Raw genomic sequence first — 24,142 nt, forward strand, 5'->3', positions numbered from 1 at the left:
CGGATGCGCAGGCGTGGGCTCGGCCGCAGGAACGGAAGCCGTCGACCGGCGGCGTTGGCAGGAGCGTTGGCGGTGACGCTCGCGCTGCTCGGGTGGGGCGCGGCACCCGCCTCGGCCGGGGGGCCGACGAGCGCGCTGCTGGTCTCCCCGGAGAGCGGCCGGACGACGGGGCTGTACTACTCGGACCGGGAGTACGGCCAGCTGGACTCGCTCCTCCAGGCGGGCACCCTCGGCAAACCGCCCGAGGATGCGCGGGCCGAGCGGCAGATCAGCGTCACCTGGCTCATACACGACACCTCTCCCTGGCGGATCGACCGGATCTACCCGGTCACCGACGGCACGGACGTCTGGGTGCACCAGACCATGAACATCACCGAGCCGACAAAGGGCAGCTGGTACCGCGTCCCGCAGCCCGACCGGCTCCGCGCCCTGCTGACCGACCTGGACATGCTGGGCAAGGTCGCACCCGGTGACGTCTCGTCCCCCTTCTCGCTGCGGGAGGTCTACGAAACCGCCGCCGATGCGGCCGTCGCGCCGGGGGCGGCGCAGTCGACGGAACCTGCCGACACCGCGGCACCGGCGCCCCGGGAGCAGGCCTCGGGGGCGGGCGACCGCACCGACTGGTGGTGGGCCCTGCCGGGCGCGGCGGCCGGTGCGGCCCTGGCCCTGGTGCTTCGTCCCTTCGCCGTGAGGCTGCCCTTCAGCGGGGTGCGCGGGGAGCCTGGGCCCAGGCAGGAGCTGCGGGACGTATGAGGAGCGGGGCGTAGGACGGTGGGGAGGGGACACATGGCCGACAGCAGGAGGCGGGCGCGTATGCGGATCGCGCTGCTCGCAGTGGCCGCGGTGGCGTCGGCTCTGGGCGGCGGATCGCAGACGACCGCGGCTGCCGCTGCGGGGAGAGTGCCGTCCGGGCCGACGGCGGACGCGCCCGATCTGGCGATGGTGGTCACGGGCGGTGCGGGGCGGCCGACCGCGGTGCGCTCCGGCGAGCCGCACTTCGCCCGGCTCTGGCAGCTGCTGGAACCGACCTACACCGCGACCGAGCGGGTGCCCCCGGCCTGGGTCGAGGGCCGACATCCGCCGGTGCGGCTCACCGTGGTGTGGGGGCTGACGGGAGTCGGCGGCTGGCCCATGACGCACCGGGCGCCGGGCGGGGACGTGGCCGTCGAGCGGCAGGACCAGCTGTTCGTCGCCGAGGACGGCACACCGTGGGTGCGGTCGGATCCGGCTCCGGAGGTGGAGGACGACGACATCCGCTGGCATCGGGCGCCGCGCTCCGTCTTCGAGCGGCTGGACCGGGCGGGGGCGCTGGGCGCGCCGGAGGACGGACCGGGCGGGGGCGCTTCGGCCGGGGACGCGTCGGATCCGGCGGGGGACGGGGTCTGGTGGGCGATACCGGGACTGGCCGTGGGCTTCGCGGCCGGGGTGGGCGGCACGCTGGCGATACGCCGCGCGGCGGCCCGGCCGGGAGCCGGACCGCCGCGTGAGGAGCCACGACAGCAGCTCATCGATCTGTGAGAGTCACCGTTCTTTGACAACTCAAGAGGGCGTTTGTCAGCCGAGGTCGATCTCCGGGTACAGCGGGAAGCCGGCCACGAGGTCGGTGGCGCGGCGGGAGATCTCGTCCGCGATCTTGGCGTCGAGGATGTGGGCGGCCTTGGAGGGGGCGCCGGACTTGGTGGTGCCGGCCTCCGTGGTGGTCAGGACGCGGTCGATGAGACCGGCGACCTCGTCCATCTCGGCGATGCCGAGACCGCGCGTGGTCAGGGCGGGGGTGCCGATGCGGATGCCGGAGGTGTACCAGGCGCCGTTCGGGTCGGACGGGATCGCGTTGCGGTTGGTGACGATGCCCGATTCGAGGAGGGCGGCCTCGGCCTGGCGGCCGGTGAGGCCGTAGGAGGTGGCGACGTCGATGAGGTTCAGGTGGTTGTCCGTGCCACCGGTCACCAGGGTCGCGCCCCGGCGCATCAGGCCTTCGGCCAGGGCCCGGGAGTTGTCGACGATGCGCTGGGCGTAGTCGCGGAAGGAGTCCTGGCGGGCCTCCGCCAGCGCCACCGCCTTGGCGGCCATGACGTGCGGGAGCGGGCCGCCGAGGACCATCGGGCAGCCGCGGTCGACCTGGTCCTTGAGGGAGTCGTCGCACAGGACCATGCCGCCGCGCGGGCCGCGCAGCGACTTGTGGGTGGTGGTGGTGACGATCTGGGCGTGCGGCACCGGGTCGAAGTCGCCGGTCAGCACCTTGCCGGCAACCAGGCCCGCGAAGTGCGCCATGTCCACCATGAGCGTGGCGCCGACCTCGTCGGCGATCTCGCGCATGATCCGGAAGTTCACCAGACGGGGGTAGGCGGAGTAGCCGGCGACGATGATCAGCGGCTTGAACTCGCGGGCCGAGGCGCGCAGGGCCTCGTAGTCGAGGAGGCCGGTCGCCGCGTCGGTGCCGTAGGAGCGCTGGTCGAACATCTTGCCGGAGATGTTCGGGCGGAAGCCGTGGGTGAGGTGGCCGCCGGCGTCCAGGGACATGCCGAGCATGCGCTGGTTGCCGAAGGCGCTGCGCAGCTCGGCCCAGTCGGCCTCGGTGAGGTCGTTGACCTGGCGGACGCCGGTCTTCTCCAGGAAGGGGGCCTCGACCCGGTCGGCCAGCACCGCCCAGAAGGCGACGAGGTTGGCGTCGATGCCGGAGTGCGGCTGGACGTAGGCGTGGCGGGCGCCGAAGAGCTCCTTGGCGTGCTCGGCGGCGAGGGATTCGACGGTGTCGACGTTGCGGCAGCCGGCGTAGAAGCGGCGGCCGACGGTGCCCTCGGCGTACTTGTCGCTGAACCAGTTGCCCATCGCCAGCAGGGTGGCCGGGGAGGCGTAGTTCTCGGAGGCGATCAGCTTGAGCATCTCGCGCTGGTCGTGCACCTCCTGGCCGATGGCGTCGGCGACCCGCGGCTCCACGGCGCGGATGACGTCGAGGGCTGCGCGGAAGGCGGTGGATTCGGTGGAGAGGGGCTGCTGCTCCGACATGGCGGCCTCCGGATGGCGTGGCGGTTGCGGTCACGATTCACGGTTCGGCCCAGGCGCACGGCACACGGTCACAACCGGGCCGCTCCCCGATGGTCGGTCCCATCCCAGCGCGCCAGTCACGGCCCGTTGGTCAGCCTACCGGGCGAGCCTAGGGCGTTGATCCCACGTCCACCATGCGAGCGACGCTAGGAAGGGGACACCGTCACTCTCTGGAGGTCCGATGACCACTGCGGAATCCCTCATCGCCACGGCCGAGGCACACAGCGCGCGCACCTACCAGCCGTTGCCGGTCGTCGTGGCCTCGGCCGACGGGGCGTGGATGACTGATGTGGAGGGGCGGCGGTATCTGGATCTGCTGGCCGGTTACTCGGCCCTGAATTTCGGTCACCGCAACCGGCGGATCGTCGAGGCGGCGAAGGCGCAGCTGGAGCGGGTGACGCTGACCTCGCGGGCGTTCCATCACGACCGGTTCGGCGCGTTCTGCGAGGAGCTCGCCGGGTTGTGCGGCATGGAGATGGTGCTGCCGATGAACACGGGCGCGGAGGCGGTGGAGACCGCGGTGAAGACCGCCCGGAAGTGGGGGTACCGGGTCAAGGGCGTGCCCGCGGAGATGGCGAAGATCGTGGTCGCGGGCAACAACTTCCACGGCCGGACGACAACGATCATCAGCTTCTCCACCGATCCGGAGGCGCGGGCGGACTTCGGGCCGTACACGCCGGGCTTCGAGATCGTGCCGTACGGGGACATGACGGCGATGCGTTCGGCGGTGACCGAGAACACCGTGGCCGTGCTGCTGGAGCCGATCCAGGGCGAGGCCGGGGTCGTGGTGCCGCCGGCCGGTTATCTGCCGGCGGTGCGCGAGCTGACGCGGGAGCGGAACGTGCTGTTCGTGGCCGACGAGATCCAGTCGGGGCTGGGACGGACGGGGCGTACGTTCGCCTGCGAGCACGAAGGGGTCGTGCCGGACATGTATGTGCTGGGCAAGGCGCTGGGGGGCGGCGTGGTGCCGGTGTCGGCGGTGGTGTCGTCCGCCGCGGTCCTCGGGGTGTTCCGGCCTGGGGAGCACGGCTCGACGTTCGGCGGGAACCCGCTGGCCTGCGCGGTGGCCCTGGAGGTGATCGCGATGCTGCGGTCGGGCGAGTACCAGGCACGGGCAGCGGAACTGGGCGCACACCTGCACCACGAACTGACGGCACTGACCGACACCGGGCGCGTCACGGCCGTGCGCGGACGCGGACTGTGGGCCGGCGTCGACATCGCCCCCGCACTCGGCACGGGCCGCACGGTCTCCGAGAAGCTGATGGACCGGGGCGTACTGGTGAAGGACACCCACGGCGCAACCATCCGCATCGCACCGCCCCTGGTGATCAGCAAGGAGGACCTGGACTGGGGGCTGACTCAACTAAGGGGTGTGCTGGGGGTGTAGGGCGTTCGCCCTACCGGCTCCCTCAACTCCCGTCATCGCGGCGGACAGTCGTCCGCCGCAGGCCCTCAGAGGATCACATGCGGCAGGAAGCGGGCGTACTCGTCCGTGACCAGGCCGGAGGACTCGCGGATGCCGAGGCCTGCGGACTCGTTCTCGACGACCCAGGCGCCCAGTACGACGCGGTTGCCGTCGAAGGACGGCAGGGGGGCCAGTTCCTGGTAGCAGCAGCGCTCTTCGGTGCGTACGACGGGGGCGGTGCCCGGTTCGTGGACGGTGACGCCCGCGCCCTCGCGGCCGAGGAGGGGCTTGGCGACGTAGCCGGTTGTCGTGGCCAGTTCGCGGGGGCCGTCGAGGTGGGCGGCCAGGAGGTTGGGGTGGCCGGGGTAGAGCTCCCAGAGGATCGCGAGGAGGGCCTTGTTGGACAGGAGCATCTTCCAGGCCGGTTCGATCCACAGGGTGGTGCCGGTTCCGCCGCCGTTGTCGAGGGTGGCCAGGACGTGGTCGGCGAAGCGGTCGGTGGTGAGCCACTCCCACGGGTAGAGCTTGAAGCAGCTGCGGATGAAGCGCAGCCGGTTGTCGACGAAGCGGCGGGAGAGACGGTCCCAGCCGATCTCCTCCATGGAGATCCAGTCGGTGTCGAGGCCGGCCTGCTCGGCGGTCTCCTTCAGGTAGGCGACCGTCATCAGGTCCTCGCCGAGTTCGTCGGCGGAGGAGTGCGCGAAGTACAGGGGGCTGCCGGGCGGCAGCAGTGCGGCCTGCTTCTTCCAGGCGGCGATGAGGCGTTCGTGGAGGGAGTTCCACTGGTCGGCGCCGGGGAAGCGCTCCTCCATCCAGAACCACTGGGGGCTCGCGGCCTCGACCAGTGAGGTGGGGGTGTCGGCGTTGTACTCCAGCAGCTTGGCGGGGCCGGTGCCGTCGTAGCGCAGGTCGAAGCGGCCGTAGACGGAGGGGAGTTCGGCGCGCCGGCGCCAGGCCTCGGCGACCGCGTGCGCGACGCGCGGGTCGGTGATGCCGAGGTCGGCGAAGCGGTCCTCGGTGACGATGTGCTCGGCTGCCGCCAGGCACATGCGGTGGAGTTCCTCGACGACCTCCTCCAGCGCCTCGATCTCCTCCAGCGAGAAGACGTAGTAGGCGCTCTCGTCCCAGTAGGGGCGCAGGGAGTTGTCGGGGTAGCGGGTGAGCGGGTAGATCAGGCCCTGTTCCTCGACGGTCTGCTGCCAGCCGGGGCGGGGGTCGATGGTGCGGCGTTCCATGGGCGCGGGTGCTCAGCCGCCGCTGCTGCCGGAGCCCGAGCAGCCGAACCCGCCGCGGTCGACGGCCTCGCTGCGGCTGAAGGTGCCGTAGTCGGCGTGGCCGCCGTCGACATCGGCGTCGTAGTACCAGGCGGCGTCGGTGCTGCTGCCGGTCTTCTTCTTGCCGCTCTTGCCGTAGGAGGAGCCCGAGGAGCCGGACGAGCAGTTGTTGTCGGCGATGATCTTGTAGCCGTCCCAGTTGTAGCTGTCGCGGTCGACGCAGCGGCGGTCGGGCTCGGAGCTGCAGGAGGTCAGGGCCGCCGCGACGACTCCCATGCCGCCGAGCACGACGGTGCTGGACCGCAGCCGACGCCGTGTTTCCGCCATCTCGCTGTCTCCCCTGTGTCTCTACCGGTGCCTGCCAACTGGCGGCTCACCTTACGGCAGCACCCTGTACAGCGCTTCCAGGGCCCCTGTCCAGGCGTGGTCCGGGGGTGTCCCGTAGCCCACGACCAGGGCGTCGACGGGTTCGGTCCGTGCGGCCTCGTGGCGGAAGAAGGACAGGCCTGGCAGGGCCAGGCCCTGCCAGGCGGCGGCCTGGACCACGGAGTGTTCGGTGCCGGGCGGCAGGCGCAGGACGGCGTGCAGTCCGGCGGCGATACCGGTGACGTGGAGGTGCGGGGCGCGGGCGGCGAGGGCGGAGACCAGGCCGTCGCGGCGGCGCCGGTAGCGCAGGCGGGCGGCGCGGACGTGGCGGTCGTGGGCGCCGGATTCGATGAACTCGGCGAGGGTCAGCTGGTCGAACACCCCGCAGGTGTCCACTTCGCCCTTGGCCCGGGTCACCTCCTCCATGAGGCCCGGTGGCAGGACCAGCCAGGCCAGCCGGAGGCCGGGCGCCAGGGACTTGCTCGCCGTGCCCAGGTAGACGACGTGTTCGGGGTCCAGGCCCTGGAGCGCGCCCACCGGCTGGCGGTCGTAGCGGAACTCGCCGTCGTAGTCGTCCTCCAGGATCACGCTGCCGGTGCGCCGCGCCCAGTCCAGGACGGCCGCCCGCCGCTCGCGATGGAGGGCGGCACCCATCGGGAACTGGTGGGCGGGGGTGAGCAGTACGGCGCCGGGGTCGGTCAACCCCGTGGGGTCGGTGCCGAGTTCGTCGAAGGGCAGCGGCTCGGTGCGCAGGCCGGCCGCCGTGAGCTGCTTCCAGTGCACGTCGAGGCCGTACGACTCCACGGCGACGGCACGCAGGCCGCGCGCCCGCAGGACCGTGCCGAGCAGCCCGAGGCCGTGGGTGAACCCGGCGCAGACGACGATGCGTTCGGGGTCGGCGCGTACGCCCCGGGCCCGGGAGAGGTAGCCGGCGAGCGCGGTGCGCAGTTCGATACGGCCGCGCGGGTCGCCGTAACCGAGGGCGTCGTGGGGCGCGGCGGCCAGGGCCCGGCGGGCGGCCTTGAGCCACTCGGTGCGGGGGAAGGAGGCGAGGTCGGGGGTGCCGGGGACCAGGTCGTAGGTGGGCCGGGGGCGGGTGCGGCGGCTCGGGGCGGTGGCCGTCGGTGGCATCGCGCGTCCTTCGGCGACGCGGGTGCCGGAGCCCTGGCGGGCGGTGAGCCAGCCCTCGGCAACGAGGTCGGCGTAGGCCTCGGCGACGGTGTTGCGGGCGATGCCCAGGTCGGCGGCGAGGGAGCGGGAGGACGGCAGCCGGGTGCCGGGTGCGAGGCGTGCGGTGCGGACGGCCTCGCGCAGGGCGTCGGTCAGGCCCCGGCGCAGACCGGGTCCGGCGACCGGTTCCAAGTGGAGGTCGATGCCCAAAGTGGCCCATGTGTCTGCCATGGAAATGGACCATACTCCTGGGCCTTTGCGCTCCTAGGGTCGAGGACATGACGACGACAACCGATCGCACCGCCCCTGTCGAGTACGCCCCCGAGCACGCACCCCGGCTGCTCTGGGCCGAGCACGCCCCCGAGGTCTACAAGGCGATGGTCCGGCTCGACGCGGCCTCCCGGCGGGGCCTGGACCCCAAGCTGCTGGAGCTGGTGAAGGTGCGTGCCTCGCAGCTCAACCGCTGTGCGCTCTGCCTGGACATGCACAGCAAGGACGCGCTGGCGGCCGGTGAGAGCGTCGAGCGGATCGTGCAGCTCGGCGCGTGGGAGGAGTCGGCGCACTTCTACACCGAGAAGGAGCTGGCGGCGCTGGCGCTGACCGACGCGGTGACCGTGCTGACCGACGGTTTCGTGCCGGACGCGGTGTACGAGAAGGCCGCCGCGCACTTCGAGGAGGCCGAGCTGGCGCAGCTGATCGCCGCGATCACGGTGATCAACGCGTGGAACCGGTTCGGCGTGACCTGCCGGATGACGCCGGGGCACTACCGGCCGGGGCAGCACGCATGAACCTGCTGAACGAGGAGGCCGGCCGGGCCATGAGCAAGGTCGAGGTGTTCCGTGCGCTGCATCACGGGAGGGTGCCCGGTGATCCGCTGGTCCTGCCGGGGCCGTGGGACGCGGCGAGCGCGCGGGTGTTCGCCGAGGCCGGGTTCCCGGCGCTGGCCACGCCCAGTGCGGGGGTAGCCGCCAGTCTCGGCTACCGGGACGGCGAGACCCCGGCCGACGAGATGTTCGCGGCGGTCGCGCGGATCGTCCGGGCCGTGGACATGCCGGTGTCGGCGGACGTCGAGGCCGGTTACGGGCTCGCGCCGAAGGAGCTGGTGGAGCGGCTGCTGGAGGCGGGAGCGGTCGGGTGCAACCTGGAGGACTCCGCCGACGGTGTTCTGAAGGACCCGCGGGAGCACGCCGAGTGGCTGGCCGAGGTGCGGGCCGCCGCCGGGGACCGGCTCTTCGTCAACGCCAGGGTCGACACCTTCATCCAGGGGGACACCGATCCCGGACGGGCCATCGAGCGGGCGGCGGCGTACGTCGCCGCGGGCGCCGACTGCGTGTATCCGATCGGCGCCCCCGCCGACGTACTGCCGCTGCTGCGGTCGGGGATCCAGGGGCCGCTGAACGTGTTCGCCCGCCTGGACGGCGAGGGCCCCTCGCCCACCGCGCTCGGTGAACTCGGGGCCACTCGCATCACCTTCGGGCCGGGGCTCCAGCGCAGGGCGGAGGCCGCCCTCAAGGAGATCGCCGCCGGCCTGCGCTAGGGGTCAGGACAGCCACGCCCGCCAAGTGGACTCGTGGCTGTCCACCCACTTCTTCGCCGCCTCCTCGGGGCTGAGCTTCTGGTCGGCGATCATCAGGGAGACCTCGTTCTGGTCCCCGGTCGTCCACTGGAACTTCCTCAGGAAGGCCGCGGCCCGGCCGCCGTCCTTGACGAAGTCGGCGTTGAGGTACTTCTGCAGCGGGGTGTGCGGATAGGCGCAGGCGACCTTCTCCGGGTCCGCGTCGCAGCCCTCCTTGTACGCCGGCAGCTTCACCTCGGTCATCGGGACCTTCTTGAACAGCCACTGGGGGGCGTACCAGTAGGTGAGGAAGGGCTTCTGCTCCTTGGCGAACTGTTTGATCTGGGTGATCTGCGCGGCCTCCGAACCGGCGAACACCACCTGGTAGTTCAGGTCCAGGTTCGCCACCAGCGCCTTGTCGTTGGTGACGTAGGACGGGGAGCCGTCCATCAGCTGGCCCTTGCCGCCGCTCTCCGCAGTACGCATCAGGTCGGCGTACTTGTCGAGGTTCTTCCAGTCGGTGACGTCGGGGTGCTGCTTCGCGAAGTACGTCGGGACGTACCAGCCGATGTGGCCGGTGACGCCGAGGCCACCGCCGTTGACGATGGTCTTCTTGTCCTTGACGTACCGCTGCTCCTCGTCGGGGTGGCCCCAGTCCTCCAGGATGGCGTCGACCCGGCCCTGGCTGAGCGCGTCCCAGGCGGGGACCTCGTCGATCTGGACGGTGTCGACGCGGTAGCCGAGTTCGTGTTCCAGGAGGTACTGGGCGACGGCCACGTTGGCCTGCGCGCCGACCCAGGACTGGACGGACAGGGTCACCGTCTTCGCCCCCTGCGCGTTGGCGAAGGGCGAGGCCTGCTTGGTCATGTCGGCGGCACCGCAGCCGGTGAGGAGAAGCAGCGCGCCCACCGCGGCGGTCGTGGTGATGCGAATGCGCATGTCACGCTCCCTTCTTGGTCGGCTGTGTCACCCGGTCGAGCATCAAGCCCAGGCACACGATCGCGGCTCCGGCCACCAGACCGGTCGCCAGGTCGCCCTGCGCAAGGCCGAAGACGACGTCGTAGCCGAGGGCTCCGCCGCCGACCAGGCCGCCGATGATCACCACGGCGAGGGCCAGGACCACGCCCTGGTTGGCGGCGAGCAGCAACGAGCGCCGGGCGAGCGGGAGTTGGACCTGCCACAGCTGCTGCGCACTGGTCGCGCCGAGCGAACGGGCCGATTCCAGGGCGGCCGGGTCGACCTGGCGCAGGCCCTGCGCGGTGATGCGGACGACGGCGGGCAGCGCGTAGACGACGGCCGCGGCGACGGCGGGGGCGCGGCCGACGCCGAACAGCGCGACGACCGGGATCAGATACACGAACTGCGGCATCGTCTGGAACACGTCCAGGACGGGGCGCAGGACCCGTTCGAAGCGGTCACTGCGCGCGGCGGCGATGCCGGTGGCGAAGCCCAGCACAAGGGTGACGGCGACCGCCGCGAGGACCTGGGAGAGCGTGTCGAGCGACGGCTCCCAGACGCCGAGCACGCCGATCGCGGCCATCGCCAGTACGGCGGTCAGCGCGGTGCGCCAGGTGCCGATGACCCAGGACAGGGCGGCGACCAGCAGCAGTACCGACCACCACGGCAGCCACTGGAGGCCGTCGCGTACGGGGTCCAGGACCCAGGTGGTGAAGTGGCCGGCCCACTCGCCGGTGCCGCCGACCACGGGGACGCCCGAGTAGAGGTGGGCGGTCATCCAGTCGACGGCCCGGTTGACGGGCCCGGCGATGTTCAGGCTCCAGGCGTCGGGCCATTCGAGGCGGTCCGTCAGCCGTCCGGCGAGCGCCACGGCGACGGCGGCGACGAGGGCGTACGGCCACCGGTCCGTGCGCCGGGACTCCGACGAGCCGCCGCTGCCCGCAGCGGCCGTCACCCGGTCAAGCACGACGGCGAGCAGCACGATCGGGATGCCGGCCGCGAGCGCGGCGCCGACGTCGACCGAGGCCAGCGCCTGGTAGACGCGGTCGCCGAGGCCGCCGGCGCCGATCACCGAGGCGATGACCGCCATCGACAGCGCCATCATGATCGTCTGGTTGACGCCGAGGAGGAGCTCCTTGCGGGCCAGCGGGATACGGGCGGTCAGCAGGCGCTGGCGTGCGGTGGCGCCGAGGGAGTCGACCGCCTCCAGGACCTCCTTGTCGGCGCCGCGCAGGCCGAGGGCGGTGAGGCGGGCCATGGGCGGGGCGGCGTAGACGACCGTGGCGAGGACGGCGGCAGGGACGCCGATGCCGAAGACCAGGACGACGGGGAGGAGGTAGGCGAAGGCGGGGAGCACCTGCATGGTGTCCAGGACCGGGCGCAGGGCGCGGTCCGTGCGCTCCGACAGGCCGGCGGCGAGGCCGAGGACGGCGCCGACGGCGACGGATGCCAGGACGGCGACGGCCATCAGGGCGAGGGTCTGCATCGTCGGGATCCACATGCCGAGGAGGCCGCAGGTGACGAAGGCGGCGGCGGTGGCGAGGGCGAGTCTCCAGCTCGCGGCTCGCCAGGCGAGGAAGGCCGCGACGGCGGTGACACCGGCCCAGCCCGCGGCGAGCAGCAGCAGGTAGACGACGCGTACGGAGACGACGACGGCGTTGCTGAGGTGTCCGAAGAAGTAGAGGAACAGGGGGTGGGTGTCCCTGTTGTCGATGATCCAGGTGCTGGCGTCGGTGAGGGGAGTGGTGAGGTCGAACGTCAGGGGTGTCGGCCATGTTCCGCCGGCCCAGCGGGCGTTCGCCAGCGGTACGAGGACCGCGGCGGCCAGGCCGAGCAGGAGCAGCTTGCGGACGACAGGGCGTTTGAGGATGCCGGGCAGGGCCGCTCGCGGAGCGGCGGCGGTCACCGTGGCCATCAGGCCACCTCCTTACGCTGCTCCGTCCCCGCTACGACACAGAGAAGCCGTTCGTGGTCGACCACCCCCAGACAACGTCCCCCCTCCATGACCCGGGCCGGGGCACCGCTGCGCGCCACCGCCTCGATCGCCTCCGAGACCGTGGCGTCCGGCGAGACAGCAGGGCCGCCCGCCGCTTCCTCCGCCGACGCCGGGCGCATCGCCGTGCGCACCGTCATGACCTGCTCGCGCGGCACGTCCCGTACGAACTCGCGGACGTAGTCGTCGGCCGGGGAGCCGACGATTTCCTCCGGGGTGCCGAGCTGGACGACGCGGCCGTCGCGCATCAGGGCGATGCGGTCGCCGAGTTTCAGGGCCTCGGACAGGTCGTGGGTGATGAACACCATCGTGCGGCCCTCCTCGCGGTGCAGCCGGACGACCTCCTCCTGCATGTCCCGGCGGATGAGGGGGTCCAGGGCGCTGAACGGCTCGTCGAAGAGGAGGACTTCGGGGTCCACCGCGAGCGCCCGCGCCAGGCCCACGCGCTGCCGCTGGCCGCCGGACAGCTGGCCGGGGCGGCGGTGCTCCATGCCCTCCAGGCCGACCTTGGCGACGACCTCGGCGGCTCGTTCGCGGCGCCGGGCCTTGCTCATGCCCTGGATCTCCAGGCCGTAGGCCACGTTGTCGAGGACCGTGCGGTGCGGCAGGAGGCCGAAGTGCTGGAAGACCATCGCGGCGCGGTGGCGGCGCAGTTCGCGCAGCCGGGCGCGGTCCATGGCGCGGACGTCCTCGCCGTCGATGGCGATCGTGCCGGCCGTCGGTTCTATCAGACGGGTGAGGCAGCGGACCAGGGTGGACTTTCCGGAGCCGGACAGGCCCATGACCACGAAGACCTCGCCCTTGCGGACGTCGAAGGAGACGTCACGGACGGCGGCCGTGCAGCCGGTGCGGGAGCGGAGTTCGGCGGGCGGGAGGGCGGCGAGCGCGGGGTCGGCGGGAATCCGGTCCGCCTTGGGTCCGAAGACCTTCCACAGTCCGTCGACGGAGAAGACCGGCGTGCTCATCACGCATCACCGCCGATCAGGTCCACGGCTCGTTCCCCGACCATCAGCACCCCGATCATCGGGTTCACCGCGGGCATGGTCGGGAAGACGGAGGCGTCGGCGATGCGGATGCCGTCCAGGCCGCGGATCCGCAACTCGGGGTCCACCACGGCGAGCCGGTCGTCGTCCGCCCCCATGCGGCAGGTGCCCGCCGGGTGGTACACGGTGTGCGCGACCTTGCGGGCGTACTCGCTCAGCTCCTCGTCGCCGGTGACCGCAGGGCCGGGGCACACCTCCCGCTTGAGCCAGTGCGCGAGGGGCTCGGCCTGCGCGATCTCCCGGGCGATCCTGATGCCGTCGACCAGCGTCCGCCCGTCGTAGTCGTCCTCGTCCGTGAAGTAGCGGAAGTCGAGCGCGGGCTTCACGGACGGGTCGGCGCTGGTCAGGTACAGCCGGCCACGGCTCTTCGGCTTGGGGATGTTCGGGGTCATCGAGACGCCGAACTCCGGCCGCTCGTAGCCGAGGCGCTCCGGGTTGTCCGTGAACGGGATCTGGTAGAAGTGGAACATCAGGTCGGGGCCCGCGTGTTCGGGGTCGCGGCGCACGAACAGGCCCGCGTCGGAGTCCATCGCGGAGTTCTCGGGGATGGGACCGTTCGTCTCCCAGACGATCACCGACTCGGGGTGGTCGAGCAGGTTCTCGCCGACGCCCGGCAGGTCGTGCACGACGGGTATGCCGAGCGCCTCCAGGTCCTGCTTGGGGCCGATGCCCGAGTGCAGGAGCAGCCGGGGCGAGTCGACGGCGCCCGCGCACAGGACGACCTCGCCCCGGGCCCGTACGAGGAACTCCTCGCCGTCCTTGGTGCGTACGTGCACGCCCTCGGCGCGGGTGCCGTCCAGCTCCAGTTTGTGGGCCCAGGTCTCAAGGAAGATGCGGAGGTTGGGCCGCTCGTCCATCACGGGGTGCAGATACGCCACCGAGGCCGACGAGCGCTTGTTGTTCTCCGGATGGTAGGCGAGGTCGAAGAAGCCGACGCCCTCGGTGAACGGCTTCTTGTTGAAGCCCTCCACGCGCGGGACGCCGAGCGCGGTCTGCGCGGCGTCGACGAAGTCGCGGGCGATGGCGTTCCGGTCCTTCTCGTCGACGGGGACGATGTTGTTGAGCAGACGGGCGTAGTACGCCTCCATCGGCACCGCGCCCCAGCCCTTGGCGCCGGCCGCCTCCCACTCGTCCCAGTCGGACGGCAGCGGTTTGAACGCGATGAGGGTGTTGTGGGAGGAGCAGCCGCCGAGCACCCGGGCGCGGCTGTGCCGGATGTGCGAGTTGCCGCGCGGCTGTTCGGTGGTCGGGTAGTCGTAGTCCAGCTCGCCGCCGAGCAGGCCCATCCAGCGGCGCAGGGTGAGGACGTCGTCGCGGCCGACGTCGCTGGGGCCGCCCTCGATGACGGCGACGGTGACGTCCGGGTTCTCGGTCAGGCGGGAGGCGATGACGGAACCGGCGGTGCCGCCGCCGATGACGACGTAGTCGTAGACATGCGTGGTGTCAGGCATGGGGGGTTACTCCAGGTCCGGGGACGAGCGGAAGGGGGGTTCAGCCGGCGAACCAGCGGACGGGCTTCGGCGCGAGGTTCTGGTAGATGTGCTTGCTCTCGCGGTACTCGGCGAGGCCGGCGGGGCCCAGTTCGCGGCCGGTGCCGCTCTTGCCGAAGCCGCCCCACTCCGCCTGCGGCAGGTAGGGGTGGAAGTCGTTGATCCAGACGGTGCCGTGGCGCAGCCGGCCGGCGACGCGGCGGGCGCGGCCCGCGTCGGCGGTCCAGACGGCGCCGGCGAGGCCGTACTCGGTGTCGTTGGCGAGGGCCACGGCCTCGTCCTCGGTGCGGAAGGTCTCGACGGTGAGGACCGGGCCGAAGACCTCTTCGCGTACGACCTTCATCTCGCGGTGGCAGGCGTCGAGGACCGTCGGCTCGTAGAAGTAGCCGGGGCCTTCGGGGTGCTTGCCGCCGGTGCGCAGGACTGCCCCTTCCGCCAGTGCGGAGGCGACGTACGCCTCGACCTTGGCGCGCTGCTGCTCGGAGACGAGGGGGCCGCACTCGACGCCGTCGTCGGTGCCGCGGCCGAGGCGGATCTTCGCGGCGCGGTGGGCGAGTTCGGCGACGAAGCGTTCCCGGATGGACTCCTCGACGATGAGCCGGGATCCGGCGGAGCAGACCTGGCCGCTGTGGATGAAGGCCGCGTTGAGGGCCTGGTCCACGGCGGTGTCGAAGGCCTCGTCGGTGGCACAGGCGTCGGCGAAGACCACGTTGGGGTTCTTGCCGCCGAGTTCGAGGGCGACCTTCTTCACCGAAGGGGCGGCGGCCTGGGCCACCTTGGTGCCGCTGGCCAGGCCGCCGGTGAAGGAGACGAGGTCGACGTCGGGGTGCTCGGCGAGGCGGGCGCCGACCGAATGGCCGGGCCCGGTCACGATGTTGGCGACGCCGGCGGGCAGCCCGGCCTCGGTGAGCAGCTCGATCAACGCGACGGTCGTCAGCGGTGTGATCTCGCTCGGCTTGACCACGAAGGTGTTGCCGGCCGCGAGCGCCGGGGCGATCTTCCAACTGGCCTGGAGCAGCGGGTAGTTCCAGGGGGTGATCAGCGCGCAGACGCCGACCGGCTCGTGCACGACGACGCTGTGGATGTCGGGCGAGCCCGCGTCGACGACCCGGCCGGGCGCCTCGGCGGCGACGAGGTCGGCGAAGTAGCGGAAGGCGTCGGCGACACAGTCGATGTCGATCCGGCCCTCCGCGAGGGTCTTTCCTGCGTCGCGGCTTTCCAGCAGGCCGAGTTGCTCGCGGTCGCGCACAAGGAGGTCGGCGACGCGGCGCAGGAGTGCGGCGCGTTCGGCGACGGGGGTGGTGGGCCAGGCGCCCCGGCCGCCGTCGAAGGCGCGTCGGGCGGCCTCGACGGCCAGGTCGGTGTCCTTCTCGTCACCTTCGGCGACCACGGCGAAGGGCCGGGCGTCCGTGGGGTCGACGATCTCGCGGGTGGCTCCGGAGGCGGCTTCCTGCCACGCGCCGTCGACATGGATCGTCCGTTGTGCCTGCTGCCTTGCCATGCTCGGTATTGCCTTCCGTTCCTGGTCGGTTCCCCTGAGTCACACGGGTGTCACCTTCGGGGACCGCCACCGCCTGCCCGGGCCGTCCACAGGCATGCGCAATCCATGGCCGAAAGTGCGCCGCGTCACTGAACATGCGGGCAAATAGGGCGAAACGTAGGCTGAGGGGTGATGCGCACCACGGAGGTGACGCCATGGCCGTAAGGGTGCTGATCTCGGCCGCGATGAGTGCGGCCCTGCTTCTGGCACCGGCGGCGGCAGCTGCGGACGATCCCACCGCGGAGCAGCTCGCCGACGAGGCGCAGGACAACCTCCTCGACGCGAAGTCCGTCCGACTGAAGCTGACGGACCGCAGTGCGGGGACGGAGACGAGCAGGACCCAGCCGACGGTGGGGGTGCCCCCGCTCGAACGAAGTTGAGAGTGGGGGAGGATCTGGCCCTGGACCGGAAGGGCAACTGCGTCGGCACCATGGAGATGGGCTCCGACGGCGGCAGCGTCGAGATCGTCAAACAGGGCGACGAGGTGTGGATGAAGCCGGACACGGCGTTCTGGAAGGCGCAGGTTCCCGGCGCCGAGGGCGACGCGGTGGCCGAGCTGTTCAAGAACCTCCCCCACTCTCAACTTCGTTCGAGCGGGGGGACCCCCATCATCCACGGCTCCACGGACGACGCCCTGCTCAAGGGCATGGCCGACACCTGCGACCTGAACAACTTCCAGCGGGACGTCGGCACCGACCCCGGGACCATCGACCTGACGAAGGGCGAGGAGACGACCCGCGACGACACGAAGGTGATCCCGCTCAGGGGTGAGGTGGACGGCACGCGGACCACGCTCTACGTCACCTCCGACACCCCGCACCGCCTGGTCGAGGCGACCCAGCGGGGCGGCGGTACCGATCTGACGCTGACCTTGACCGACTACGACGAGCCGGTCCCGTCCGGGACCCCGTCACCGGACGAGACGATCGACGTCGGCAAGCTCCAGGACGAGCTGCAGAGCGTGTGAGGCCTCGGACTCAAAAGCCCCAAGACTCAAAGCCCCAAGGCTCAAAAGCCCCAAGGCTCAAGAGCCCTCAGGCGCCGAAGTCCTCCGGCGGGTCCTCCCCCACCCGCCCGTCGATCGACTCACGGATCAGGTCGGCCTGCCCGAGATGACGGGCGTACTCCTCGATCATGTCGACGAGGACACGCCGCAGGTTGGGGGTCTGGCCGCGGGGCGAGGTGTAGGCGACGAGTTGATCGGGTCCCGCCTCGGCGAGGACCTTGCGCAGGTTGGCGCGGGAGCGCGCCACGGCCTCCCGCCACAGCGTGTACAGCTGCTCCGGGGTGTCGTCGGCGGCGGACCGCCACTCCCAGCCGGGCTCGGCGTCCCAGTCCACGGTGTTCCAAGGCGGGCCCGGGTCCTCCCCCAGGAGCCGGTGGGTGAAGTACTCGGCCTCGACGAACGCGAGGTGCTTGAGCAGTCCGCCGAGGGTGAGCTCCGAGGGTTCCAGCCGCCTGCCAAGACCGGCCGCGTCCAGCCCGTCGGCCTTCCAGGCGAATGTCCTGCGCTGCCGTTCCAGGGAGCCGATCAGGGCGTCGGCCTCGCCGCCGGCGACGGGCGGTTCCCGCAGGATCGGCTCTGTGTCGTCAGTCATGATCCGGAAGAGTAGGGGCACCCACTGACAACGCGCCATGGCATGGCCTCTCGACCACTCTTTGACTAAAGTCAAAGAATTATGGAGCCAGTGCCGACGGAGCATGTGGCGGCCCTGCGCCGCTTCAACCGCTATTTCACGCGCCGTATCGGCGCACTCGACGACCACTACCTGGGCCAGGACCGCCCGCTCGGCGAGGCCCGGCTGCTGTTCGAGATCGGCGACGGGGTGTCCCTGCGCGAGCTCAGGGGCCGGCTCGGCCTGGACGCCGGGTATCTGAGCCGGATGACGAAGGCCCTTCAGGCGCAGGGCGTGGTCCGGGTCACCGTGCATCCGGACGACAGCCGGCTGCGCATGGTCGAGCTGACCCCCGCCGGGCGGGTCGAACTGAAGGAGCAGAACCGGCGGGCCAACACGCTCGCCGCCGGACTGCTCGAAGGCCTCAGCGACGGTCAGTGCGCCGAGCTGACCGGCGCCATGGCCACCGCCCAGCGCCTGCTGCGGCTCGCGGCCATCACCGTGGAACACGTCGACGGCGCCGACCCGGACGCCCGCGCCTGCCTGGACGCCTACGCCGCCGACATCGACCGGCGCTTCCCGGAGGGCTTCGACAAGTCAGACCTCGTGAGCCCGGAGGAGGTGTCCGGGAACGCCGGCGCGTTCTTCGTCGCCTACGAGGAGGGCCGCCCGGTGGGCTGCGGGGCGCTGCGCCGCCTGGAACCCGGCGTCGGGGAGATCAAGCACGTGTGGGTGCATGAGGACGCCCGCCGTCTCGGCCTGGCCCGGCGGCTGCTGGCGGCGTTGGAGGGCGAGGCCGCGGCACGCGCCCTGCGGGTCGTACGACTCGACACGCACGCCACGCTCACCGAGGCGCAGGCGATGTACCGGGCGTCCGGGTACACGGAGATCCCGGCGTACGTCGAGCACGTCTACGCCCAGCACTGGTTCGAAAAGCGGCTGCCCGAGACACGCTGACCCCACGGCCGGCCTCCCGCTACCCGTCGCCCCTACGAGCAGTCCGCGCCCGTCGTCCCTACGAGCAGTCCGCGCCCGCCGGGCAGAAGGCGGACAGCGCCGTGGTGAGCGGGGCGCGGACCTGGTCGGGGGACAGCTGCTCGGGGCCGCTGGCGCGGATTGCGTACGGTGTGCCGTCGGCGGCCTCGAAACGGCGGTCGATGACCAGTCGGGGGCCCTTGTCCTCGTCGTCGTAACGGTAGGAGAGCTCGGTGAAACCGGGGCCCGAGTCGCGGGTCAGGGCCCGGTAGCCGGTGCGGTTCTCGAAGCCGTAGCCGGCGGCGGTCTCGGCGACCCGCTGGGACTCGACGACGTTCTCCTCCGTGATCTCGAAGATCTGGAGCTGGCGGCCGTCGTCCGGGGCGTCGTAGAAGACCACCGGGGCCTTCTGGCCCGGCTGTTGCCGGCGGATCCAGTCCTCGGGGACGAGCAGGGTGTAGCCGACGGGGTCCTTGACGCTCCGGTACCCCGTGGGCGCGGACGTGGACGGGGTGACCGTGACCGGCGGCGGTGCGGTGGTGACCGTTTCCCGGCCGTCGTCCCTGACCAGGGCCCACACGCCCGCACCCGCACCCACGCCGAGCACTACGGCGGCGAGCACGGCCGGCAGCAGACGGCGCAACCGGAACGCGGGCTCCGGCCGCGGGGCCGGAGCGTACGGCGGAGCAGGATGGGCCTGGGTCTCCGCGGCGGCCCAGGGCGGTACGCCGCCGTGCGGCTCGCGCGCGGACCAAGGGGCCTGGCCCCGCTCCTCACTCGGTTCGTGTCCCCAGCCGCTCATCGTGAGAACCCCCCGAATCACCGTGGCGGGCAAGGCATTTCACGACGGTAGCGGCGAAAACGGGAACGGGCCCCGTCCCGGACGAAACCGGAACAGGGCCCGTGCACGCTCGTGACCTCGTGACAGAAGTCGCGCCGGGGACGGCTCAGATGAGGCCGAGGGCGCGGACCGCCTCGCGCTCCTCCGAGAGCTCGGCCACGGAGGCGTCGATGCGGGTGCGGGAGAACTCGTTGACGTCCAGGCCCTGGACGATCTCGTACTTGCCGTCCTTGCAGGTGACGGGGAAGGAGGAGATGAGACCCTCCGGCACGCCGTAGGAGCCGTCGGACGGGATGCCCATAGAGACCCAGTCGCCGTCGGCGGTGCCGTTGACCCAGGTGTGGACGTGGTCGATCGCGGCGTTGGCGGCGGAGGCGGCCGACGAGGCGCCACGGGCCTCGATGATGGCGGCGCCGCGCTTGGCGACGGTCGGGATGAAGTCCTCGGCCAGCCACTTCTCGTCGTTCACGACCTCGGCGGCGTTCTTGCCGGCGATGGTGGCGTTGAAGATGTCCGGGTACTGGGTGGCGGAGTGGTTGCCCCAGATGGTCAGGCGCTTGATGTCGGCGACCGAGGAGCCGGTCTTCTTCGCGAGCTGGGTCAGCGCGCGGTTGTGGTCCAGACGGGTCATCGCGGTGAAGCGCTCGGCCGGTACGTCCGGGGCCGAGGCCTGGGCGATGAGGGCGTTGGTGTTGGCCGGGTTGCCCACGACGAGGACCTTGATGTCGTCCGCGGCGTTGTCGTTGATGGCCTTGCCCTGCGGCTTGAAGATGCCGCCGTTGGCCTGCAGGAGGTCGCCGCGCTCCATGCCCTTGGTGCGGGGGCGGGCGCCGACGAGGAGGGCGACGTTGGCGCCGTCGAAGGCGACGTTCGGGTCGTCGCTGATGTCGATGCCCTGGAGGAGCGGGAACGCGCAGTCGTCCAGCTCCATGGCGGTGCCCTCGGCGGCCTTCAGAGCCGGGGTGATCTCCAGCAGGCGGAGCCTGACCGGCACGTCCGCGCCGAGCAGCTGGCCGGAGGCGATGCGGAAGAGCAGGGCGTAACCGATCTGGCCGGCCGCGCCGGTGACGGTGACGTTCACGGGAGTGCGGGTCATGGCGTTCTCCGTATGACAGCTGGCGGTGGGGCGTCCCTGCCCCGGACGTTTGATCGATCTCTTGGCATCAAGAGAATCCAGCGGTCAGGCTATCGCGCATCCGGGATCTCGGATGCGCGGGCCCGTGTGGCCCACCCCACAGCCCCACGAAAGATCCCTGCGGCCCAACGGAAGAGGCGGCCGCCCGGTCCGGGAGAGGGTGGACGAGGACGGCCGCCGGTGGGGGTACCGGGTTGCCGGACTCCCGTGGGGGTAACGGGCGCGTGCCCCCGTTGGGCGGGACTATTCCTGCCGCCACCGAATTGTTTCGCCCCCGCCGCCCCTACCCGTCCCATCCTCCAGGGGCTGCCGCCCCTTCGACCCCGCCCAGGGGGCTCCGCCCCCTGGACCCCCGTCGGCCTGAACGGCCTCGTCCTCAAACGCCGGACGGGCTGAGTGATGCCGACCGGCGTCGAAAAGCAGCCGAGCCGACACCCCGTCGCGCCAAGCCGCCCGCCCGCGCCGTCGCTACTGCGTGCACCCCTTCTGACCCGTCGCCAGCGTCACGCAGGCCTCCGCGTCACCGGCGTCCTTCACCGCGACCATCGGGGTGTACGCGATGGTGTCACCGGCGACCGTGATCGTGCCGGTCTGCTCGGTCTTCCCGACGGTCACCTGCACCTCGTCACCCTCCGCGGCCTGCGTGATCCGACCCCACGCCGCGCCGCAGGTCTCGCTGTAGCGCACCTCGACGACGGTCGTGCCGACGGTCGCGGTCTTGGCGGTGGTCACCAGGTCCCCGCTGCACCCCATGCTCTCCGCGTCCTTGCCGGTGCAGGAGGCCCCGCTGCACTTCACGCCGGGCGGCAGGTCGACATCGGCGCTCACCGTGGGCGAGGGCGACTTGGCGCCGCCCTCGTTCTTCTTGTCGCCGCTGCCGTCCGTCAGGTACAGCGCCGCCGCGACCACCACGAGCACGCCCACGACACCCGCGAGGAACATCGTCAGCCGCCGCTTGCCCCCGCCCCCCGGCCGAGGGGCCTGCGGCGGCTCCCCGTACGAGGGGGTGGGCGGCGGAGTCGGCGGCCGATCGCCCGCCGCCGCCTTCTTCGCCCCAGCCCCGGCCCCAGCCCCGGCGCCGGTCTGCGACGGACCTCGGTATCCCGCCACGCCCCACGAGTTGACGGCGGAGGAGACCTCGTCGCGGGCCCCGCCCACCTCTTCCCGGTCCCTCGGTTCAACCTCAGGAGAAGGCGAGGGCGCCGGAGCGGGCGAGGGCGCCGGAGTCGACCGCGGCGGCACCGTCGGCGCCACCCCCGCCGGCCCGGCCACACCCGGCGTCGCCGTCGCGCTGCCGCCCTTGCGGGCCGTCTTGCTCCCCTTGACGTTGACCGGCGGCGCGCCGAACTCCCCGAGCGCGGCGCGCGCCTGGGAGATCCGGATCGCCTCCATGGTCATGTCGTGGCGCATCTCCGAACGGCTCCACGCCCGTTCGGCGAGTTCCCACATCGTCGTGAGGTGGATCGGATTGGTCCCGGTGACCTCGGCCAGCGCCACGATCGCCCCCTTGGGGGCGAGCAGCCGGCCGTTCAGATAGCGCTCCCAGGATGTCTTGCTGTACCCGGTGCGGTCGGCCAGCGCGGCGATGCTCAGGCCGCTGCGGTCCACGAGCCGGCGCAACTGGCTCGCGAACTCCCTGACCTGCGGATCGAGTTCATCCGGCAAGTCCTTCCAACGAGGCATTGCTTCCCCCCTCTTCCCCCCGGTTCGTGCTGTCTGGTCCCCCGCGCGTGCCGCCCTCTGCCGAGTCCCCGTTCTGGCTACCCACAGGGATGCGCAACGTAAGGATCTCAGTTCCCGGGGTGGGGGCGCACGGGAGCATGGGGGCTGTGGGCATGCACCGTTGCACGCCCACCGGGCCGCGGTCCAGTCTTCCACCGCCCGTTCCCCCTCGGCCGGACTCCCCCCGGTGGCACTGCAGACAGACGTTCGGGACGTCCCGGACCGTCCCGATTGGCCACGCTAGCCCGGTTGTCGAACGACTTCGGTCCAAATCCGCAAACTTGTCAACACATCGCCACACAGGACGCACATATGCCGTCACAGACAGCACACGAAGCCCTCTATGCACAGAGGCAGTGATCGGTTCCGCCGAGCGGCACCCTGTGGCAGGGCACGGACACCGTGGCGGAACGGTCACCGCTCTGCCACAGCGCCCTGACAGTCGTTGAACAGGCCGTTGTCCGTGCAGGAGGGTTGAGCACAGACGGCGGCCCGTCCTTGCTCGGGGGAGAGGACGGGCCGCCGTCGTACGACCGGGTACGTGAGTGCTAGTTGCTGACCGTGAAGTGCAGCGTGTCCTTGAGGAACGGGATCTCCAGCCAGGGGTTCGGCTGCACCATCAGCGCCAGCAGCGCGATCGCCGAGCCCAGTACGCCGTAGGTGAGGATGTCGGTGAAGCGGGAGCGCACCGCGAGCATGCCGACGTCCGGCAGCAGCCAGCGCAGCACCCCACCGCCCAGCAGGGCGGCACCGATCAGCAGCGTCCCGGCCCGGAAGGCGTCCAGCGCGGTCACCAGCAGACCGACGCCGACCAGCCCGAGCACCAGCAGGACGGGCCACTGGCGGGCGGGCGCCGGGGCGCCGCCGGGCGCGGCCCGGCCGCCGCCCTCGGGACGCGCGGTGTCACGGGTGAACAGCGGGAAGCGGCGGGTGGCACGGCGCGGCTTCCCCTCGGCGTCGGGCGCGCTGATCGCGTCCCGCACCTCGATGTCGTTCTCCTGGTCCTCAGCCGACACTGCGCTCCGCCGCCTCGACCACGTTGACGAGCAGCTGGGCGCGGGTCATCGGGCCGACGCCGCCGGGGTTCGGGGAGATCCAGGCGGCGACCTCGGCGACGTCCGGGTGGACGTCGCCCACGATCTTGCCCTCGGCGCTGCGCGAGACACCGACGTCCAGGACGGCCGCACCGGGCTTGACGTCCTCGGCGCGGATCAGATGCGCGGAACCGGCGGCCGCGATGATGATGTCGGCCCGCTTCAGATGCGCCGACAGGTCACGGGTGCCGGTGTGGCACTGGGTCACGGTGGCGTTCTCGCTGCGCCGGGTGAGCAGCAGCGGCATCGGGCGGCCGATGGTCACGCCACGCCCCACGACCACGACCTCGGCGCCCTTGATCTCGACGCCGTAGCGGCGCAGCAGGGTGAGCACGCCGTTGGGGGTGCAGGGCAGGGGGGCCGGCTCGTTCAGGACCAGTCGGCCGAGGTTCATCGGGTGCAGGCCGTCGGCGTCCTTGTCCGGGTCCATCAGTTCGAGGATGCGGTTCTCGTCGATGCCCTTCGGGAGCGGCAGCTGGACGATGTAACCGGTGCAGGCGGGGTCCTCGTTGAGCTCGCGGACGACCGCCTCGATCTCCTCCTGCGTGGCCGTGGCGGGCAGTTCGCGCTGGATGGAGGCGATGCCGACCTGGGCGCAGTCGCGGTGCTTGCCTGCGACGTACTTCTGGCTGCCGGGGTCGTCCCCGACCAGGATCGTGCCGAGGCCGGGCGTAACGCCCTTCTCCTTCAGCGCCGCCACGCGGGCGGTCAGATCGGACTTGATCGCGGCTGCGGTGGCCTTGCCATCGAGAATCTGGGCGGTCATGGCCCCATCCTCGCCGATGACGGGGTCCCTGTTCCAATCCGGGTCCCCGGGGAGGCTGTCCCCCGTATCCCCTCATGATCAGTGATGTTGCACTTGCACAACACATACACATTGCGGCTGGACAACGAACCGGCCACTGAAGAACGATTGTGGCC

The 24,142-nt window shown here is 71.5% G+C and carries 23 protein-coding genes and 1 riboswitch; of the genes, 8 read left to right on the forward strand and 15 right to left on the reverse strand.

Features of this window, described 5'->3' with window-relative positions; genetic code table 11:
- Positions 1-72: 72 nt before the first annotated feature.
- Complete coding sequence (locus AB0Q90_RS37065; RefSeq protein WP_363165056.1) at positions 73-753, forward strand: hypothetical protein; 681 nt, start codon at positions 73-75, stop codon at positions 751-753.
- Between the two features lie 33 nt (positions 754-786).
- A complete protein-coding gene (locus AB0Q90_RS37070; RefSeq protein WP_363165055.1) occupies positions 787-1,518 on the forward strand; it encodes a hypothetical protein in 732 nt (243 codons plus the stop codon).
- A 36-nt stretch (positions 1,519-1,554) separates the two neighbouring features.
- Here AB0Q90_RS37070 and AB0Q90_RS37075 read toward each other — a convergent pair whose 3' ends face one another.
- Positions 1,555-3,006 carry a glycine hydroxymethyltransferase gene (locus AB0Q90_RS37075; protein WP_363165054.1) on the reverse strand — a complete coding sequence of 484 codons (1,452 nt, stop codon included), beginning with the start codon at positions 3,004-3,006 and terminating at the stop codon, positions 1,555-1,557.
- 40 nt (positions 3,007-3,046) lie between these two features.
- Positions 3,047-3,136, reverse strand: a riboswitch (ZMP/ZTP riboswitch).
- A 90-nt stretch (positions 3,137-3,226) separates the two neighbouring features.
- Here AB0Q90_RS37075 and rocD point away from each other — a divergent pair.
- Positions 3,227-4,432, forward strand: a complete 1,206-nt coding sequence (gene rocD / locus AB0Q90_RS37080; protein ID WP_363165053.1) for an ornithine--oxo-acid transaminase — start codon at positions 3,227-3,229, stop codon at positions 4,430-4,432.
- 65 nt (positions 4,433-4,497) lie between these two features.
- On the opposite strand, the gene AB0Q90_RS37085 is transcribed toward rocD, so the two are convergent.
- From AB0Q90_RS37085 to AB0Q90_RS37095, 3 genes are read right to left on the reverse strand one after another with little or no spacing between them, the layout of a single operon-like run.
- Complete coding sequence (locus tag AB0Q90_RS37085; protein ID WP_363165052.1) at positions 4,498-5,685, reverse strand: glutathionylspermidine synthase family protein; 1,188 nt, start codon at positions 5,683-5,685, stop codon at positions 4,498-4,500.
- A gap of 12 nt (positions 5,686-5,697) precedes the next feature.
- Positions 5,698-6,051, reverse strand: a complete 354-nt coding sequence (locus AB0Q90_RS37090) for a hypothetical protein (protein WP_363165051.1) — start codon at positions 6,049-6,051, stop codon at positions 5,698-5,700.
- A gap of 51 nt (positions 6,052-6,102) precedes the next feature.
- Positions 6,103-7,491 (reverse strand): PLP-dependent aminotransferase family protein, encoded by a 1,389-nt coding sequence (locus tag AB0Q90_RS37095; RefSeq protein ID WP_363165050.1) that lies wholly within the window; start codon positions 7,489-7,491, stop codon positions 6,103-6,105.
- Between the two features lie 47 nt (positions 7,492-7,538).
- Between AB0Q90_RS37095 and AB0Q90_RS37100 the strand changes: the two genes are divergently transcribed.
- Both AB0Q90_RS37100 and AB0Q90_RS37105 read left to right on the forward strand, forming a co-directional pair.
- Entirely contained in the window at positions 7,539-8,048 is a 510-nt protein-coding gene (locus AB0Q90_RS37100) for a carboxymuconolactone decarboxylase family protein (protein ID WP_363165049.1), read from the forward strand.
- 29 nt (positions 8,049-8,077) lie between these two features.
- Complete coding sequence (locus AB0Q90_RS37105) at positions 8,078-8,797, forward strand: isocitrate lyase/phosphoenolpyruvate mutase family protein (protein ID WP_363165124.1); 720 nt, start codon at positions 8,078-8,080, stop codon at positions 8,795-8,797.
- Positions 8,798-8,800: 3 nt separating this feature from the next.
- Here AB0Q90_RS37105 and AB0Q90_RS37110 read toward each other — a convergent pair whose 3' ends face one another.
- Genes AB0Q90_RS37110 through AB0Q90_RS37130 form a run of 5 tightly spaced genes read right to left on the reverse strand, consistent with a single transcriptional unit; the run spans position 8,801 to position 15,799 of the window.
- Positions 8,801-9,754 carry an ABC transporter substrate-binding protein gene (locus AB0Q90_RS37110; protein WP_363165048.1) on the reverse strand — a complete coding sequence of 318 codons (954 nt, stop codon included), beginning with the start codon at positions 9,752-9,754 and terminating at the stop codon, positions 8,801-8,803.
- Position 9,755: 1 nt separating this feature from the next.
- Complete coding sequence (locus AB0Q90_RS37115) at positions 9,756-11,687, reverse strand: ABC transporter permease subunit (protein WP_363165047.1); 1,932 nt, start codon at positions 11,685-11,687, stop codon at positions 9,756-9,758.
- Positions 11,687-12,730: a glycine betaine/L-proline ABC transporter ATP-binding protein gene (locus AB0Q90_RS37120; RefSeq protein WP_363165046.1), complete on the reverse strand. Its 1,044-nt coding sequence runs from the start codon at positions 12,728-12,730 to the stop codon at positions 11,687-11,689. Before AB0Q90_RS37120 ends, AB0Q90_RS37115 begins: the two co-directional genes overlap by 1 nt.
- Positions 12,730-14,259: a GMC oxidoreductase gene (locus AB0Q90_RS37125; protein ID WP_363165045.1), complete on the reverse strand. Its 1,530-nt coding sequence runs from the start codon at positions 14,257-14,259 to the stop codon at positions 12,730-12,732. Before AB0Q90_RS37125 ends, AB0Q90_RS37120 begins: the two co-directional genes overlap by 1 nt.
- 40 nt (positions 14,260-14,299) lie before the next feature.
- Positions 14,300-15,799, reverse strand: coding sequence for an aldehyde dehydrogenase family protein (locus AB0Q90_RS37130; RefSeq protein WP_363165044.1), 1,500 nt, complete (start codon positions 15,797-15,799; stop codon positions 14,300-14,302).
- 194 nt (positions 15,800-15,993) lie between these two features.
- Here AB0Q90_RS37130 and AB0Q90_RS37135 point away from each other — a divergent pair, with 194 nt between their 5' ends.
- Complete coding sequence (locus AB0Q90_RS37135) at positions 15,994-16,218, forward strand: hypothetical protein (protein ID WP_363165043.1); 225 nt, start codon at positions 15,994-15,996, stop codon at positions 16,216-16,218.
- Positions 16,219-16,220: 2 nt separating this feature from the next.
- Positions 16,221-16,805: a hypothetical protein gene (locus AB0Q90_RS37140; protein ID WP_363165042.1), complete on the forward strand. Its 585-nt coding sequence runs from the start codon at positions 16,221-16,223 to the stop codon at positions 16,803-16,805.
- A gap of 67 nt (positions 16,806-16,872) precedes the next feature.
- Here the strand turns inward: AB0Q90_RS37140 and AB0Q90_RS37145 are convergent, their stop codons facing one another.
- Positions 16,873-17,436, reverse strand: coding sequence for a DinB family protein (locus AB0Q90_RS37145; protein ID WP_363165041.1), 564 nt, complete (start codon positions 17,434-17,436; stop codon positions 16,873-16,875).
- Positions 17,437-17,517: 81 nt separating this feature from the next.
- On the opposite strand from AB0Q90_RS37145, the gene AB0Q90_RS37150 reads away from it, so the two are divergent.
- Entirely contained in the window at positions 17,518-18,411 is an 894-nt protein-coding gene (locus AB0Q90_RS37150; RefSeq protein ID WP_363165040.1) for a bifunctional helix-turn-helix transcriptional regulator/GNAT family N-acetyltransferase, read from the forward strand.
- Between the two features lie 58 nt (positions 18,412-18,469).
- On the opposite strand, the gene AB0Q90_RS37155 is transcribed toward AB0Q90_RS37150, so the two are convergent.
- From AB0Q90_RS37155 to AB0Q90_RS37175, 5 genes are all read right to left on the reverse strand, one after another.
- Positions 18,470-19,231, reverse strand: a complete 762-nt coding sequence (locus tag AB0Q90_RS37155; protein WP_363165039.1) for a hypothetical protein — start codon at positions 19,229-19,231, stop codon at positions 18,470-18,472.
- A 145-nt stretch (positions 19,232-19,376) separates the two neighbouring features.
- On the reverse strand, positions 19,377-20,366 hold the full coding sequence (locus tag AB0Q90_RS37160; RefSeq protein WP_363165038.1) for a malate dehydrogenase: 990 nt from the start codon (positions 20,364-20,366) through the stop codon (positions 19,377-19,379).
- Between the two features lie 507 nt (positions 20,367-20,873).
- Entirely contained in the window at positions 20,874-22,088 is a 1,215-nt protein-coding gene (locus AB0Q90_RS37165) for a DUF2690 domain-containing protein (protein ID WP_363165037.1), read from the reverse strand.
- A gap of 587 nt (positions 22,089-22,675) precedes the next feature.
- Entirely contained in the window at positions 22,676-23,143 is a 468-nt protein-coding gene (locus AB0Q90_RS37170) for a DUF3017 domain-containing protein (RefSeq protein WP_363165036.1), read from the reverse strand.
- On the reverse strand, positions 23,133-23,987 hold the full coding sequence (locus AB0Q90_RS37175; protein ID WP_363165035.1) for a bifunctional methylenetetrahydrofolate dehydrogenase/methenyltetrahydrofolate cyclohydrolase: 855 nt from the start codon (positions 23,985-23,987) through the stop codon (positions 23,133-23,135). Before AB0Q90_RS37175 ends, AB0Q90_RS37170 begins: the two co-directional genes overlap by 11 nt.
- Positions 23,988-24,142 lie beyond the last annotated feature (155 nt).

Source organism: Streptomyces sp. NPDC079141, assembly GCF_040686775.1.
Taxonomy (GTDB): domain Bacteria; phylum Actinomycetota; class Actinomycetes; order Streptomycetales; family Streptomycetaceae; genus Streptomyces.

Coding starts and splice junctions, on each gene's coding strand:
- AB0Q90_RS37150 (WP_363165040.1), top strand. CDS start 17,518: ATGGAGCCAGTGCCGACGGAGCATGTGGCGGCCCTGCGCCGCTTCAAC.
- AB0Q90_RS37130 (WP_363165044.1), bottom strand. CDS start 15,799: ATGGCAAGGCAGCAGGCACAACGGACGATCCATGTCGACGGCGCGTGG.
- AB0Q90_RS37125 (WP_363165045.1), bottom strand. CDS start 14,259: ATGCCTGACACCACGCATGTCTACGACTACGTCGTCATCGGCGGCGGC.
- AB0Q90_RS37120 (WP_363165046.1), bottom strand. CDS start 12,730: ATGAGCACGCCGGTCTTCTCCGTCGACGGACTGTGGAAGGTCTTCGGA.
- AB0Q90_RS37115 (WP_363165047.1), bottom strand. CDS start 11,687: ATGGCCACGGTGACCGCCGCCGCTCCGCGAGCGGCCCTGCCCGGCATC.
- AB0Q90_RS37145 (WP_363165041.1), bottom strand. CDS start 17,436: ATGACTGACGACACAGAGCCGATCCTGCGGGAACCGCCCGTCGCCGGC.
- AB0Q90_RS37160 (WP_363165038.1), bottom strand. CDS start 20,366: ATGACCCGCACTCCCGTGAACGTCACCGTCACCGGCGCGGCCGGCCAG.
- AB0Q90_RS37070 (WP_363165055.1), top strand. CDS start 787: ATGGCCGACAGCAGGAGGCGGGCGCGTATGCGGATCGCGCTGCTCGCA.
- AB0Q90_RS37105 (WP_363165124.1), top strand. CDS start 8,078: ATGAGCAAGGTCGAGGTGTTCCGTGCGCTGCATCACGGGAGGGTGCCC.
- rocD (WP_363165053.1), top strand. CDS start 3,227: ATGACCACTGCGGAATCCCTCATCGCCACGGCCGAGGCACACAGCGCG.
- AB0Q90_RS37155 (WP_363165039.1), bottom strand. CDS start 19,231: ATGAGCGGCTGGGGACACGAACCGAGTGAGGAGCGGGGCCAGGCCCCT.
- AB0Q90_RS37090 (WP_363165051.1), bottom strand. CDS start 6,051: ATGGCGGAAACACGGCGTCGGCTGCGGTCCAGCACCGTCGTGCTCGGC.
- AB0Q90_RS37085 (WP_363165052.1), bottom strand. CDS start 5,685: ATGGAACGCCGCACCATCGACCCCCGCCCCGGCTGGCAGCAGACCGTC.
- AB0Q90_RS37135 (WP_363165043.1), top strand. CDS start 15,994: ATGGCCGTAAGGGTGCTGATCTCGGCCGCGATGAGTGCGGCCCTGCTT.
- AB0Q90_RS37110 (WP_363165048.1), bottom strand. CDS start 9,754: ATGCGCATTCGCATCACCACGACCGCCGCGGTGGGCGCGCTGCTTCTC.
- AB0Q90_RS37075 (WP_363165054.1), bottom strand. CDS start 3,006: ATGTCGGAGCAGCAGCCCCTCTCCACCGAATCCACCGCCTTCCGCGCA.
- AB0Q90_RS37175 (WP_363165035.1), bottom strand. CDS start 23,987: ATGACCGCCCAGATTCTCGATGGCAAGGCCACCGCAGCCGCGATCAAG.
- AB0Q90_RS37100 (WP_363165049.1), top strand. CDS start 7,539: ATGACGACGACAACCGATCGCACCGCCCCTGTCGAGTACGCCCCCGAG.
- AB0Q90_RS37095 (WP_363165050.1), bottom strand. CDS start 7,491: ATGGCAGACACATGGGCCACTTTGGGCATCGACCTCCACTTGGAACCG.
- AB0Q90_RS37165 (WP_363165037.1), bottom strand. CDS start 22,088: ATGCCTCGTTGGAAGGACTTGCCGGATGAACTCGATCCGCAGGTCAGG.